The organism is Blastocatellia bacterium (assembly GCA_025055075.1).
Lineage (GTDB): Bacteria > Acidobacteriota > Blastocatellia > HR10 > HR10 > HR10.
In genome coordinates this window covers 13,289-28,152 of the sequence record JANWYV010000005.1, presented here as the reverse complement: position 1 = coordinate 28,152, position 14,864 = coordinate 13,289, and the positions used below count along the sequence as shown (strand labels likewise).

At 62.5% G+C, this 14,864-nt stretch carries 13 protein-coding genes; 7 read left to right on the top strand and 6 right to left on the bottom strand.

All coding sequences use genetic code 11. The annotated features are described in order from the left end of the window. Positions 1 to 35 precede the first annotated feature (35 nt). Positions 36 to 965: a proline dehydrogenase family protein gene (locus NZ746_01630; GenBank protein ID MCS6816059.1), complete on the top strand. Its 930-nt coding sequence runs from the start codon at positions 36 to 38 to the stop codon at positions 963 to 965. Between the two features lie 3 nt (positions 966 to 968). Here the strand turns inward: NZ746_01630 and NZ746_01625 are convergent, their stop codons facing one another. From NZ746_01625 to ndhC, 6 genes are all read right to left on the bottom strand, one after another. Then, on the bottom strand, positions 969 to 1,934 hold the full coding sequence (locus NZ746_01625; GenBank protein MCS6816058.1) for a threonine/serine dehydratase: 966 nt from the start codon (positions 1,932 to 1,934) through the stop codon (positions 969 to 971). 69 nt (positions 1,935 to 2,003) lie between these two features. Beyond that, positions 2,004 to 2,588, bottom strand: coding sequence for an OmpH family outer membrane protein (locus NZ746_01620; GenBank protein ID MCS6816057.1), 585 nt, complete (start codon positions 2,586 to 2,588; stop codon positions 2,004 to 2,006). Between the two features lie 98 nt (positions 2,589 to 2,686). After that, on the bottom strand, positions 2,687 to 5,215 hold the full coding sequence (locus NZ746_01615) for a PBP1A family penicillin-binding protein (protein ID MCS6816056.1): 2,529 nt from the start codon (positions 5,213 to 5,215) through the stop codon (positions 2,687 to 2,689). Between the two features lie 12 nt (positions 5,216 to 5,227). Continuing rightward, the gene (locus NZ746_01610) at positions 5,228 to 6,328 is read right to left on the bottom strand and encodes an SAM-dependent methyltransferase (protein ID MCS6816055.1); all 1,101 of its coding nucleotides are present in this window, start codon (positions 6,326 to 6,328) and stop codon (positions 5,228 to 5,230) included. A 102-nt stretch (positions 6,329 to 6,430) separates the two neighbouring features. Further along, complete coding sequence (locus tag NZ746_01605; GenBank protein MCS6816054.1) at positions 6,431 to 6,970, bottom strand: NADH-quinone oxidoreductase subunit B; 540 nt, start codon at positions 6,968 to 6,970, stop codon at positions 6,431 to 6,433. Then, on the bottom strand, positions 6,961 to 7,338 hold the full coding sequence (gene ndhC, locus NZ746_01600) for an NADH-quinone oxidoreductase subunit A (GenBank protein ID MCS6816053.1): 378 nt from the start codon (positions 7,336 to 7,338) through the stop codon (positions 6,961 to 6,963). Before ndhC ends, NZ746_01605 begins: the two co-directional genes overlap by 10 nt. A gap of 200 nt (positions 7,339 to 7,538) precedes the next feature. Here ndhC and NZ746_01595 point away from each other — a divergent pair, with 200 nt between their 5' ends. The 6 genes from NZ746_01595 to NZ746_01570 all read left to right on the top strand — a co-directional run bounded on the left by NZ746_01595 (position 7,539) and on the right by NZ746_01570 (position 14,851). After that, positions 7,539 to 8,015 (top strand): ribosome maturation factor RimP, encoded by a 477-nt coding sequence (locus tag NZ746_01595; protein MCS6816052.1) that lies wholly within the window; start codon positions 7,539 to 7,541, stop codon positions 8,013 to 8,015. Positions 8,016 to 8,117: 102 nt separating this feature from the next. Continuing rightward, the gene (nusA, locus tag NZ746_01590; GenBank protein ID MCS6816051.1) at positions 8,118 to 9,443 is read left to right on the top strand and encodes a transcription termination factor NusA; all 1,326 of its coding nucleotides are present in this window, start codon (positions 8,118 to 8,120) and stop codon (positions 9,441 to 9,443) included. 53 nt (positions 9,444 to 9,496) lie between these two features. Continuing rightward, on the top strand, positions 9,497 to 12,055 hold the full coding sequence (gene infB, locus NZ746_01585) for a translation initiation factor IF-2 (protein MCS6816050.1): 2,559 nt from the start codon (positions 9,497 to 9,499) through the stop codon (positions 12,053 to 12,055). Positions 12,056 to 12,091: 36 nt separating this feature from the next. Then, entirely contained in the window at positions 12,092 to 12,532 is a 441-nt protein-coding gene (gene rbfA / locus NZ746_01580) for a 30S ribosome-binding factor RbfA (GenBank protein ID MCS6816049.1), read from the top strand. Positions 12,533 to 12,574: 42 nt separating this feature from the next. Continuing rightward, positions 12,575 to 13,606 (top strand): 3-deoxy-7-phosphoheptulonate synthase, encoded by a 1,032-nt coding sequence (gene aroF, locus NZ746_01575; protein ID MCS6816048.1) that lies wholly within the window; start codon positions 12,575 to 12,577, stop codon positions 13,604 to 13,606. A gap of 90 nt (positions 13,607 to 13,696) precedes the next feature. After that, positions 13,697 to 14,851, top strand: a complete 1,155-nt coding sequence (locus tag NZ746_01570) for a hypothetical protein (GenBank protein MCS6816047.1) — start codon at positions 13,697 to 13,699, stop codon at positions 14,849 to 14,851. Positions 14,852 to 14,864 lie beyond the last annotated feature (13 nt).

The following is a 14,864-nucleotide window of genomic DNA, read 5'->3' as shown; positions in this document are numbered from 1 at the left end:
TGGGTGAAGAACACGTCGCCGGAGGAGAGGGAACGATGAGCGTTCTGCGCACGTTGCTTCTGGCCGGATCGCAGAATCAATGGTTGCGGGAACGAGCGCCGCGCTATCGGTTCGTGCGGCGTACTGTCGAGCGCTTCATTCCGGGGGAGACCTTGGAAGCGGCGCTTGAGGCCGGGCGGATGTTGCAAGAGCAAGGCTTGGGAACGGTCTTCACCTATCTCGGTGAGAACATCACCGATGCGCAGGAGGCCGAGGCCGTCGCCGCTCATTATGTGGAAGTGCTCACGCGCATCCGCGCGTGGGAGCGACCGGCTGAAATCTCCGTCAAGCTGACTCAGCTCGGTTTGGATGTGGATCCGGAGCTCTGCTATGCGAATGTCCGTCGGCTGCTAGAAGCCGCCGCGCCTCATCAGACCGTGTGGATTGATATGGAGTCGAGCCCTTACGTGGACGTCACGTTGGACATCTATCGGCGCGCGCGCGCTGCTTACTCGAACGTGGGCGTGTGCTTGCAGGCCTACCTGTACCGGACCGAACGCGACTTGCTCTCGCTACTGCCGCTGCGGCCATCCATTCGGCTCGTGAAGGGAGCATATCGCGAACCGCCCGATCTCGCCTTTCCGCGCAAGCGCGATGTGGACGCGAACTTCTTCGCGCTGGCTCAGCGTCTCCTCAGCGAAGAAGCGCAACGCAATGGCGTGCGCGCGGCGATCGCCACGCACGATCGCACGCTCATTCGTCGCATCGCCGAGTTCGCCGCCGCCTCGGGCATTCCCCGGGAAAGGACGGAGTTCCAAATGCTCTACGGAATTCAGCGCGGGGAACAACGACGTTTGGCCCAAGAGGGGTATCGGATGCTCGTGCTCATCTCCTACGGGTCCTCGTGGTTTCCGTGGTTCATGCGCCGATTGGCGGAGCGACCAGCGAATCTCCTCTTCTTGTTGCGCCATCTGGTCCTCGGATGAGGCTCATGCGGGTGTCGTCGCCTCTCCAAGCAGCGCTGTTAAGCGATCGAGATCAATATTGCTGCCGGTGAGGATGACGCCGATCCGTCGACCGAAATCGCGCGAGGACTCCAAGAGGGCGGCCACGCCCACGGCGCCAGCGCCTTCGACGACCTGATGCTCGTGTTTGAGCAGCAGGACGATCGCCTCGCGAATCGCCTTCTCCGAGACCAACAGGATGTCGTCCACATATCGCCGGATGATGGGGAAGGTGATCGCGTCCGGCTCAATATTCCCGGCCAGTCCATCGGCAAGCGTCTCTCGTTCCTGGACGTGAACGAGACGGCCAGCGCGGAAGGATTCATACATGGCCGGCGAATTCTCCGATTGCACGCCGAAGATCTTGATCTTCGGATTCAGAGCCCGAGCGGTGAGGGCGACGCCAGCCAACAGACCGCCGCCTCCTGTCGGGACAAGCAGCGCATCCAACTGTGGGATCGCCTCCAACATCTCCATGGCGATCGTTCCCTGCCCACTGATGACATCCGCATCGTTGTAGGGCGAGATGAAAAGCGCGTCCGAGCGAGCCGCCATCTCGCGCGCCTGTTGCTCGGCCTCGTCGTAGTCCTCGCCGACCAGCAGTAAGCGAACGCGATGGCGAGCGATGGCCTCGATCTTCGTCGGCGCAGCCGTACGGGGGACGATGATGGTCGCCCGCACGTTGAACAGCTCGGCTCCGTAAGCGACGGCGCGTCCGTGGTTGCCAGCGGAGACGGTGAGGATCTCGCGTCGTTGTGCCTCCGGTCCCAGGCGCGTGAGCTTGTAGAGCGCGCCGCGCACCTTGAAGGATCCTGTCAATTGCAGGTTCTCGAGTTTCAAATAGACTTCCGCCGAGCGATGTTCGGACAACCACAGGGAGCGAACGAGCGGCGTCGGCCAGATCACGCCACGCAGCACTTGTCGCGCTCGCAGGATTTCCCGCAGATTCATGGCCGCGCGTGGCATTCTACGCGACCCCTGGCGTTCGCCTCAAGAGGCGGGCGCGCGTGCTCGAGACGATCAGCGTCCCACCGGATGCGCGCGATTGTACTCGGCGATGAAATCCCGAGTGATGTCGAGCGAGGGATCGAAGTAGCTGATGGCTCCCGTTTGGCTGAGCACGGCGTGATCGAGCACGAGCTGAATCTGCCGCGCTTGCGCATACGAGGCTAGGAAGGTGAAGATGCGTTCGCGAATCGGATCGGTCGCCCGCCGCATAGCGCGCTCGTAGTCGCGCTGGAAGTCTTCGTTCTCGCGCTGATAGCGACTCTGCAACTCCTCTAATTCGTCTTGCTTCTGCTCGCGCGCTTGAGGGGTGAGGTTCGCCCATTGCGTTTGCAGCTCGCGCTGAAGGCTTTGGATCTGCTGCTGGAGTCGTTGGAGCGCTCCCAGGCGATCGCGGAACGATTCGTCCGTCTGCCGCATTTGCTGCAGGAGCTGCTGAATGCCGTTCTCCGTGGTGAAGAGGCGGCTATCAATGATGGCGATCTTCAACGCTGCTTGGGCGTTGGACGTCGGTTGCGTCGCTTGCTGTCGTGCGGCGAACGTCCATCCGGCCATTCCCATGAGGCTGGCCAAGACGAGCGTGAAAAGATGTTTCCTCATCGCTCTTTCCTCCACCGATGGTTTCGATGCCGATGAGTCATTGTAACATGCGTTGAGAACGCCTCCTAGTTCCTTGAAGTGATGGTGGTCCTCTCGCATCAGCGATCGGGAAGGGGCGGACGTACGCGAAGGGGGCGCGTCTTGGGGGCGGACGACGTTTCCGAGACGGGGGCGGGCTCTTCCGGAGGGGGAGGGGGAAGCAGAGGATTCTCCAGCGGGACTTCCGGAATCTCCTCGACCGGCTGGCCCGGATGCAGCGTGCAGAGCGCCGTGATCTCGCGCCCTTGGATGAACAGCTCCACACGTTTCTCAGGACAGTGATCGGTCGCGCGAAGTCCCGTTTGCGGATCCACGACATGCTCGACGATGCCTTCCGGAGGAGTGAAGCTCCCGGTCGTGAGGTCCGGGCGCAACGCGGCGACCTGCCGCATGAAGGCGATCCAGATGGGAAGCGCGGCGCGAGATGCCGCCAGTGGCAACGGCCGATTATCGTCAAAGCCCACCCACACGGCGGCCACGATCTGAGGCGTGAAGCCGACGAACCATGCATCGCTTCGCTGCGAAGTCCCGGTCTTCCCGGCGATCGCCGGCAGACCGAGAGCGCTCGCGGCATGTCCAGTCCCATAGGATTCGGCGATGACGCTTTGCAGTGCGCTGGTCACCAGATGCGCGACCGTCGCCGGTATAGCGGCGATTCGTCGAGGTGCCGTCTCCTGAAGCGAATGTCCCTCGGCCGTGGTGATGCGCGCCATGGCGAAGGGGACGGCCCGTTGACCATTGCCGGGGAAGACTGTGTAAGCCGCTGCCAGCTCCAGCGGGGTGACTTCGGCGGCGCCCAATGCGGTCGCTGCTTGCGCCGGAGGACGCGGCAAGCCGCAGCGCTCGATCATGCGAGCGACTGTCCCATATCCGGTCTCCTGCGCGATCTGAACGGTGACGACATTGAGCGAGCGGGCCAAGGCTTCGCGCACGGTCACCGGGCGAAGGAGATACGTATCGCCGAAGTTCTTCGGCGCGTATCCGCCTTCGAAGGTGCGCGGCTCGTCCATGTAGAGATCGGCGAGCGTCAGCGGTCTGCCTTCGCGCTCTCCCGATTCCAACGCTGCCGCGTAGACGAACGGCTTGATGGCTGATCCCGGTTGACGTCGGGCATCGGTGACGCGGTTGAATTGACTCTCCACATAGTTCCGCCCACCGACCATCGCCAGGATCTCTCCCGTGCGCGCGTGTAAGGCCACGAGCGCTCCTTGTACAGTCCCCGGAGGAATGCGCTCCCGACGCCGCGCCAGCTCTCGATCCAATCGCTCCAATCCTTCGGTCAGCGCCGTCGTGGCCGCGCGCTGCAAGTCCATGTCAATGGTCGTGTAGACGCGGTAGCCGAGTTGTCCGAGATCGCTTGTGGGGAATAGCTCGGCCAGTTGTTCCTGCACGTAGTCGAGGAAGTAAGGGGCGCTCACTTCAATTCCCGGACGCCCGGCGCGAAAACGCAGGCCGAGCGGCGCGCGCTTGGCCGCTTCAGCCTCCGCCGAAGTGATGAAGCCTTGTTCGACCATGAGATCGAGCACGAGATTACGACGGCGCCGCCCACGCTCCAAGACCTCTGGACGCGGCGTCGCCGTGATGTACGATCCGGGGCGATGGATGATCCCGGCTAAAAAGGCGGCCTCCGGAAGCGTCAGGTGCGAGACGTCTTTGTCGAAATATTCCCGCGCCGCCGCCCCGACACCATAAACCGAGAGTCCGCCTCGCCGCCCGAGGTAGATGACGTTGACGTATCGGGTGAAGATCTCTTCCTTGCTCAATCGTCGCTCCAAGGCGAGCGCCAGGAACGCTTCGCGTATCTTTCGCCGCAGCGTCCGTTCCGAGCCGACCAGAATGTTTTTGACCAGTTGCTGCGTGATCGTCGACCCCCCTTGGACGACTTCGCCTGCGCGGAGATCGCGCCAAAGCGCGCGCAAGATGCCCCAATAGTCCACGCCCGTGTGCTCGAAGAATCGCTTGTCTTCGACGGCGACGATAGCGTGGATGAGATGCCGCGGGAGTTGTGCGTATTCGACTTCCAGACGCAAGCCGCGACGGGGATCTGTGGACGTCCCAACCGATCGCGCGATCGAACCGATGGGCTCCGGTTCGAGCTCCGCGCTCTCCAGATCACGGCTGGTCTCCGGATGCACGAGCCGCTGGATCGTGCGTCCATCACGGGAGAAGACAATGCGCAGACGAGGGAAGCGCTCGACGGCAGACCCGCTGGGCCAGATGTCCACACCCTCTCGCCCGTTCCGATACCGACCGCGTCGAAGGTCTTCCGTCTTCGAGGATTCCGTGTATCCGGCGCGACTGAGGTGCGCGAGTACTTGCTCGCGAGAGAAGCGCTGTCCGACGCGAAGACGACGCGGGGCAGCATAGAAGATCGTGGGCTCGCCCTGTCCCAGACGCCCAGCCAGCCACGCATCCAGGTCTTGTTCGGCCTCCCAATAGAAGTACCCGAACGCTAGCAGACTGAGCACAAGGCCAGCGGCGAGGGCAAGAGACCCGAGGCCGATGCGTCGCTGCCGCGGTCGCGACGCTTGCCGCTCCACCACGGTGACCGGAGGGAGACGCCTCCGATTGGACCTTCGCGACTTCATCGGGGGAACATTTTACGCCATTTCCGTCCCTCGAACCATCGTCGAGCAGCGCCTCTTTTGCACGAGGACCTTGAAGGTCTCGCCCAAATCGCTCGGTACGAGGAAGTGCTTGAGCGCGAGTCGTGCGGTCAATGCCTCAGTGGAAGAAGTGGCGCATTGCATCCACGCGCTCGCCCGCTCCAAAAGCCCGAGCTTCAAGAGAAATTCGCGCTGGCTCGTGAACTCCACGACCTCGAGACCGACAGCTCGGCCCGCGCGCTCGACCAATGTGAAGTCCACGCTCGCCGTGATGTCCTGCTCTCCGACATGCTGGAATGGATCGGAGACGAGCTGACGGCGGTAGAAACAGCGCAGCGTCCCCATCGGATGCGCGCGGCCGTACAGCCGACCGGCCGTATCCCCGTAATCAATCGTCACCACATATCCCTCTTGCAAGATCGCCGCCACGCGCTGTAGCCACGGGACGATGTCTATCGCCACATCGGCGATCTGTCCCTCCTCCAGTTCGATCCCGATCTCCTCAAAATACTGCGCGATCTCGGGACGGGTCAACTCACCGAGCGTCCAGGCGAACGTCTCGCCGCGCACCGTCACGTAGAGTTCGCGCCATTCTCCGCGTGCTCGCAGGACGCGATGAACGGGGAAGGCGTCAAGCAGTTCGTTCGAGAAAATGAGGCCGGTGAAGCGCTCCGCCTCCAAGTCGCCTTCGCTCACCCACGCGACATTAGGTCGGTTCCCCAAGAGCCGTCGCTGTTCCTCTCGAAGATGAGGACTGATCTCGCAGATCAGATAGCGGATCGAACGCGCCTCTGGTTTCCGATCGAAAGCGGCGAGCACATCCGCAGCCAATCGTCCCGTTCCCGCTCCCCATTCCAGCAGCGTCCAGGGTGGCGTCAGGTCGCGAAGCAGGGCGAGAAATTTCTCCGCTAGAAGCTCTCCGAAGATCGGATGCAAATGGGCGCTCGTCACATAATCCCCGTGCCTGCCGATCCGGGCGCGCCGCATGTAATATCCGTGTTCGGGATCATAGAGCGCGGCGTGCATGAAATCCCGGAAGGGAATCGGCCCTGCCTCCCGGATGCGCGCCTTGAGCTTCTCCTCGAGCGGCCGCATGGCGCCGCGCCCATTCACAGTGGGTCCTTTCTCAGAGGCCTTGGGGGGCGAAGGAACGCGCGAGGTCCGCTTCGACGAGAACTCGCTCAATCCGAAGGAAGATCATGCTGCTGATTCCGCAATGGGCGTGGCGCGCACGACGCGCTCGCGGCCGAAGATATAGAGGCTCGGATGCTCGCGCATGATCTTGTCCTGAAGACGCATGAGACCGTAGAGCAACGCCTCAGGGCGCGGCGGGCATCCCGGAATGTACACGTCCACAGGAACGATCCGATCCACACCCTGCAGGGTCGAATACGAATCGAAGGGGCCGCCGACGCTGGCGCACGCACCCATAGCGATGACCCATTTGGGTTCGGGCATCTGATCATAGACGCGGCGCACGATGGGCGCCATCTTCAATGTGACGGTCCCAGCAACGATCATCAGATCCGACTGCCGCGGGCTCGGGCGGAAGACGCCAGCGCCGAACCGATCAATGTCGAAGCGCGAAGCGCCCGCCGCCATCATCTCGATGGCGCAGCAGGCGAGGCCAAAGGTCATCGGCCACAGCGCCGACTTGCGCGCCCAATTGAAGACGGCGTCTACGGTCGTCGTCAAAAATCCTCCGGCCTGTGCGTATTCCTCCAGATTCACGTCCATTCTAATGCTCCTTTTCGCCACGCGTAGTAGTATCCCACAATGAGAAGGCCAAGGAAGATGGCCATCTCGATGAGGCCGAACAGTGCCAGCTTGTCATAGATGACGGCCCAGGGGAAGAGGAAAACCGTCTCCACATCGAAGATCAGAAAGAGCATGGCGATAATGTAGTAGCGCACCGAGAACCGCTCGCGCGCATCCAGGACCGGCTCCACGCCACATTCGTAGGGGGAGAGTTTCGGCGCCTCGGGTTTCATCGGACGCAGCAACCGTCCGATCCCCAGCACCAGAACCGGGAAGAGAATGGCGATGAAGAGGAGCACGACGATCGGCAGGTACGCATAGATCGGGTCTGTTTGCAGTAGAAGCATCGTGCGCATCTCCGGCCTTCCGCGTTCTCGTGAGCATCAATGGTAGGGGCCGGATCCTGCGATTGTCAAGCTGGCCGAGCGGGCGTGCGATGAGTACTTGATTTCGGCAGGTGAGCGGGCTATCATTTACTCTTCACAAGTCGGGTGTGGGGATGATGCGGATGTGGGCGGTCAGCCCACTTTTTTTTGGGGAGAAAAGCGTGGGTCTTGTCGAGCGCGTGACGGAGATCATCGAGCCGGTCATCGCCGCCCTGGGCTTCGAGCTGGTGCACGTGGAGATCGCCGGGGGGCGACGGGGGATGATCCTGCGCGTCCTCGTGGATAAGCCCGGCGGGATTACGGTGGACGACTGCGCGCGCGTGAGCGAGCGCATCGGGGTCGTGCTGGATGTCGAGGATCCGATTCCGCATCGGTATGTGTTGGAAGTTTGCTCGCCGGGCATCGAGCGGGGATTATATCGCCGGAGCGATTTCGAGCGATTTGCTGGTCGCCTCGTGAAGATCGAGACGTCAGAGCCGCTCGAAGGACGGCGACATTTCGTGGGCGAGTTGCTGGGCATCGAGGGAGACGAGGTGACCGTGCGCGAGCGCGAGCTGAAACGCGAGGTGGTGATCCCTTACCCGAAGATTCGCAAAGCGCATCTGGCGTTCGAGTGGGGGAAATCCCGAGCAAGGTGACGGGACCCATCTGAAAACCGTGGGGGATATTGAGAGAGCGGGCCTCCACCCGATCGGGGTGGAGCCTCTCTCCGTATCCTTCGGTATGAGGGGGGGGAGATTATGGCGAATCCGAGAAGCCCGATCGCCGAGAGCATTGAGCTACTCAGCCGGGAGAAGAATCTCGACCCGGAGGCGGTCATCACGGCTCTCAAGGAAGCCATTCGCCGGGCATATGAGAAGCAGTTCAAAGCCACGGGCGAGGACATTGACGTCGAGTACAATCCGGAGACGGGACAGATCGAGGTCTTCGCTCGGAAGGTCGTCGTCGAGCGCGTGACCGATCCTGCGCGAGAGATCAGCCTGGAAGAAGCGAATCAACTGGTCGAAGGGGCCGAAGTGGGTGACCTGGTGGAGATCCCGCGGCCGTTTGAAGGCTTGGGGCGCATCGCCGCGCAGATGGCCAAACAGACCATGATGCAGAAGGTGCGCGAGGCCGAACGCCAGCGCATCTACGAGGAATACGTCAAGCGCGTCGGCGAGTTGGTCAGTGGTTTCGTGAAGCGGTTCGAGAAGAAGGGGGATATGATCGTGGACTTGGGGACTGTGGAAGCCCTCTTGCCGCGCTCCGAGCAGTCGAAGGCGGAGCGGTATTCGGTCGGCGATCGCATCCGCGCGGTGATCAAAGAGGTTCATCGGGGAGCGGGGCATCAGGTCATCCTCTCGCGCACGGCTCCAGAGCTGATCATGCGGCTCTTCGAACTGGAAGTCCCGGAGATCTATGATGGGACGGTTCAAATCAAAGCGTGCGCCCGAGATCCGGGCGAACGGGCGAAGATCGCTGTGGCCTCGAACGATCCGGATGTGGATCCCGTCGGCGCCTGCGTGGGGATGAAAGGGAGTCGCGTCCAGGCTGTCATTCGCGAGCTGCATGGGGAGAAGATCGACATCATCGAGTGGTCGGAGAATCCGGCGAAGTTCGCGGCCAGCGCGCTGAGTCCGGCTCGGGTGAATCGCGTGCAGATCGTGGATCCGGTGGCGCGTCGCTTGGAAGTGATCGTGGATGACGATCAGCTCTCGCTCGCGATCGGCAAGCAGGGCCAGAACGTGCGTCTGGCCGTGAAGCTCGTGGGTTGGCACATTGACATTCGGAGCGAGTCGGAGCTGAAGCGAGAAGTAGCCGCACAGATGGAGCAATTGGTGTCCGCAGGGGGAACGCCGCTCAGCGCCTTGGAAGGCCGTCTTCCCGAGGTGGTGTTGGAGCAGCTCAAAGCCAAGGGATTCACGACGCTTCAGCAGATCGCCAGCACCGATGTGGATCATCTCGCGGAGAAATTGGATTGGAGTCTCGCTCAAGCGACGGAGGTGAAGGCGGCCGTGCAGGCGGTCATGGAGGAGCGGCCTCTTGAGCCGGCGTCGAGCGCATCCCCATCGGAGGAGCGATCGTGAAGCGCTCGCGCCGATAGCCGGAGAACGCCAATGCGGGGGAGAAGAGGACGGGGATGAAAAAGATACGCATTTATGAGCTGGCCCGAGAGTTGAAGTTGGAGCCGCGCCGCGTGATCGAGGAAGCGCGGCAGCTCGGCTTCGATGTGAGTGTGCCCTCGAATTCCTTGACCGAGGAGCAGGCCGAGCAAATCCGCTCGCGGCATTACGCCAAAGCCCCGGAGATCTCGCAGATTCGACCGCGGTTGGTCAAGCGGGCTAAAGAGGTGGTGCCGGAGCAGGCCGCAGTGCCGAGTCCGACGCCGAAAGAGGTGCCTGAGAAACCCCCGCAGAGAGAACGCGAGCCGGTGAAGCCAGATGTCGAGCGGGTGACTGTCGGCAAAGAGGTGCGCGAGGTCTCCGAGCGCCCGGAGAGACCGAAGATCGAGATCGAGCCGCGTATGAAGGTGATGCCGTTGAAGCCGGTGGCTCCTCCACCTCCGCCGACTGTTCCTCAAGCGACTGCGGAATCGGCGGCCGCGGCGCCAGCGGTCGCTCCTGTCGAAGAGACGCGTCCGACGTCAGCTCCAGAGGTGGCCCCGGAGCCGAAACCGCGTCCCTCCAAGCCGCAGGTCATCATCCTGCGACCCTCAAGCGCGCTGAGTTCCTCAGTGACTGCGCCTGCTCCCGATTTGGCGAGCACCGTCTACGTCCCTCCGCGGGACGAACGCCGACGGCGCATTCGTCGTCCGATGCCCGCGCCTTCGAAGAAGCCGGCGCCTGGCGCAGAGACTCCGGTCCCGACCGCTGCTCCGGCGCCCCCGCCGGTGAAGGAGCTGAAGCCGATCCGGCTGCCGGAAACGGTGACCGTACGCGAGTTCGCTGAGAAATTGCAGGTCGCGCCTCGCGACGTGATCCAGAAGCTCGTGGCGCGGCGCATCTTCGCGACGATCAATCAAACGTTGGATCACGACGTCGCCCGAGAGCTGGGTAGAGAATTCGGCTACGAGGTCACCTTCACCTCCTTCGAGGAGCTGATCGAGGAGCAGGAGCTGGAGCGTCTCCTTCAGTCGGGCGAGGAAGAAGCCCTGCTTCCGCGAGCGCCGGTCGTCACGGTCATGGGACACGTGGATCATGGGAAGACGACGTTGCTGGACGCCATCCGACAAACGCGCGTGGCCGAACAAGAGGCCGGCGGCATCACCCAGCATATTGGCGCGTATGTCGTCTCGGTGCCCGATCCGGATGATCCCACGCAGCAGCGGGAGATCGTCTTCCTCGATACTCCTGGGCACGAAGCGTTCACCATGATGCGCGCGCGTGGCGCGCAGGTGACGGACATCGTCGTTTTGGTCGTCGCCGCCGACGATGGGGTCATGCCGCAGACGATCGAGGCCATCGAGCACGCCCGAGCCGCGCGAGTGCCCATCATCGTCGCCATCAACAAGATTGATAAGCCCGAGGCCAATCCCGAGCGAGTGAAGAAAGCGCTCGCCGAGCACGGACTGCTGTGGGATGGTTGGGGCGGCGATACGGTCATGGTCGAGGTCTCGGCGAAGCGCCGGATGAACCTGGACGCCCTTCTGGAGATGATCATCCTCACCGCTGATCTGTTGGAGCTGAAGGCGAATCCGCATCGCAAAGCGATGGGCACGGTCTTGGAAGCGAAGCTCGATCGCGGACGCGGTCCCGTGGCGACGGTCCTCGTGCAACAAGGGACGTTGCGCGTGGGGGATTGGTTCGTCGTAGGGGCGACCTACGGGCGCGTGCGCGCGCTGGTGGATGATCGTGGGCGCATGGTTCAGGAAGCGGGGCCCTCGCGCCCGGTGGAGGTCCTGGGATTAGAGGCCGTCCCGCAGGCGGGCGATAAGTTGATGGTCGTCGAAGACCAAGCGGCGGCTGAGCGCATCGCCTCGGCGCGACAGTTGGAGCTGCGACAGGCTCGAGCGCGCGCAGCCGCCGTGACGCCGCTTGAGCAGCTCTATCAGCGGTTGCAAGCGGGCGAGGTCAAGGAATTGCAGATCATCCTGAAGGCCGACGTGCAGGGATCGCTCGAGGCGTTGCGGCAGACGCTGGAGAAGCTCTCCAGTGAGAAGGTCAAGATCAATGTCATCCGCGCAGGCGTCGGCGCGATCACCGAGTCGGACGTCTTGCTTGCGGCGGCCTCCCGCGATATGCAGCGCTCGGCGTTGATCGTGGGCTTCAACGTCCGTCCGGAGCCGCGCGCGCGCGATGTCGCTGAGCAGGAAGGCGTGGAAATTCGCCTCTACTCGGTCATCTACAAGGTCGAGGAGGACATCCGCAACGCGATGCTCGGATTGCTCGCTCCGGTGGAGAAGGAGGTGACTCTCGGGCGCGCCGAGGTGCGGCAGGTCTTTCGTATCGCCAAGGTCGGCAATGTCGCGGGATGCTTCGTCCAAAGCGGCGTCCTCCGGCGTAATGCCAATGCGCGCGTCATTCGCGACCACGTGGTCGTCTACGAGGGAACGATCGCCTCGCTCCGTCGCTTCAAGGAGGATGTGATCGAGGTGAAAGAGGGCTTCGAGTGCGGCGTCGCGCTGGAACGGTTCAACGATATCAAAGAGGGGGACGTGATCGAAGCGTATGTGATCGAGAAGGTCGCGCCCACGCTTTGAAGTGGCGGCGGCTCGTGAATCCGGAGGGCATCCATCATGAAACGCTATCGTCCGGAGCGAATCGGCGAACTCCTCAAGGAGGAGGTGAGTCAGATCATCAGCTACGAGCTGAAGGATCCGCAGCTCGGTCTGGTTACGATCACTCATGTGAAGGTGAGCCGTGATCTCCGCCATGCCAAGGTCTACGTGAGCACGCTGGGGACGCCCGAGGAATCCCGACGGACGGTCGAGCGGCTCAATCAAGCCGCTGCGTTCATTCGGCGGCAGCTCTATCCCCGCCTCCATCTGAAGACGATTCCCGAGCTGGTCTTTCACTACGACGAGACGATCGCGCGCGCGGCGCGCATCGATGATCTCTTGTACGAAGAGAAACGGACGCGAGGGGAATCCTTGCTCGCGTCCGAATCGGCGGCCGAGGAGCCAATGCCGGGCGCCGACGAGCCGGCATCATCATCGGACGATACCTCGCCGCAATAGCGGGCATCCTGAAGCGCGCAAAAGAGCGAGGGAGGATCGGAGATGCTTATCGTCATGAGTACGGGGGCAACCGACGAGCAGATCGCCGCTGTCGTCCGCAAGATCGAGCAGTTGGGCTTTCGCGCGCACGTCATTCCGGGAGCGCAGCGCACGGCCATCGGGGTGACGGGGAATCCGGGCCCGCTCGATCCGGGATTGTTCGAAGGGATGCCCGGCGTCATCGAAGCCATCCCCGTCTCCAAGCCGTATAAACTCGTCAGCCGCGAGGTCAAACCCGAGAAGACCATCGTGCGCGTTGGGGAGGCGACCATCGGCGGTGATGAGCTGACCATCATCGCTGGTCCGTGCGCCGTCGAGAATTATGAGCAGACGATGACGGTCGCCGAATGGGTGAGTCGGCTCGGCGTGAAATTCTTTCGAGGGGGAGCGTATAAGCCGCGCACGTCGCCCTATTCGTTTCAAGGGCTCGGCGAAGAGGGGCTGAAGATCCTGGCCGAAGTGCGCGCCCGCTTCGGATTGAAGATCGTGACCGAAGCCATTGATCACGAGAGCGCAGACCTCGTCGAACGTTACGCCGACGTCATGCAGATTGGCGCGCGCAATATGCAAAACTTCAGCTTGCTACGTCGGGCTGGACAAGCGCGTATCCCCGTCCTGCTGAAGCGCGGGATGTCGGCGACCCTGGAGGAGCTGCTGTTGGCGGCCGAATACATCATGGCCGAGGGCAACTACAACGTCATCCTCTGCGAACGCGGTGTGCGCACCTTCGCGCAGCACACGCGCAACACGCTCGATCTCTCGATCGTGCCCGCTGTGCAGCGCGTCAGCCATTTGCCCATCATTGTGGACCCCAGCCATGGGACGGGGCGTCGGGACAAAGTGATCCCCCTCGCGCGCGCGGGCGTCGCCGTCGGCGCCGATGGGCTCATGATCGAGGTGCATCCGGATCCCGATCGCGCGCTCTCGGACGGCCCGCAGTCGCTGACCCTTCCCATGTTCCGCGATCTCGTCGAGCAGGTGCGTGAGATCGCGGCCTTGGTCAAGCGGGTGCAGCAAGAGATGGCGCCAATGTGACGGCGCTCGAGCGCCAGGCTTCTCGAAGAGGGAGCACATCGTTCGGCGATCCTCTTGCCTCACGCGTGTGTCCCGGATAGATTCTTTGGCATGATGGCGCGCACAGATATTCGCGGACATCTCACGGCCCAGACGCCTCGCCGCCTCCTCAGCGTCTTCCTCCTGTCGCTTCTGCTGCTGGCGGCCTGCACGCCTCGCGTCGCCGTTCGCCCGCGCGTTCCCACGTTCGCCCAACTCATCGCGCAGCTCTCGGAAGAAGGTGGTTACTTCCCGAGCGACAATCTGGTCTCGAACGAATTGGGCTATCAGAAGGTCCTGCAAAAGCTCGATGAACTGAACGTGCGCGGAGGGGTGTACATCGGCGTCGGTCCCGAACAGAATTTCACCTACATCGCGGCCGTGCGCCCGACATACGCGTTCATCTTGGACATCCGGCGCGATAATCGGCTGCAGCATCTCTACTATAAAGCCCTCTTCGCGCTCGCCCGCAATCGCGCGGAATATCTGGCGTTGTGGCTCGGCCGACCGCTGCGCGAGAGCGCGGAGCGATGGACGCAGGCCTCGATCGCTGACCTTGTGCGCTTGATGGATGCGGCGTCGCCGGACCCGAACTACCTTCAGGCGACACTGGAACGCGCGTACACCACGATCGAGCGATTTGGTGTGCCCCTGACGCCGGAGGATCGCGGACGCATCGAATACATCGCCCGAAGTTTCTACGAGGACGGGCTCGACATTCGATACGAGACCCATTTCCGCCGCTCCTGGCGACAATTTCCCACGCTGCGCCAACTCCTTCTGGAGACCGATTTGACGGGACGCCCGCGTAACTTCCTCGCCTCCGAGGAGAGTTTCCAATTCCTCAAGCAATTGCACGCACAGGATCGCATCATCCCGGTGACGGGCGATTTCGCCGGTCCGAAAGCACTGCGGGCTATTGGGGACTATGTGCGCTCAGTGGGCGAGACGGTCTCGGTCTTCTACGTCTCGAACGTCGAATACTACTTGCTGCAGAATGATACGTTCGCGGCGTTCGCTGAGAACGTGAAGACGCTGCCGCGCACCGAGCGTAGCCTTCTCATCCGCAGCTACGTGGGGTACGGATTCCCGCATCCGGAGGCTTTGCCCGGGTACTTCATCACGACGCTCCTGCAACGGATGAACGACTTTATCCGCTTGTATGAGGCTGGGGAGTATCGCACCTATTGGGATGTAGGCATGCTCGATTACATCCCCGTTCGATGAGGGGCCGTTGACG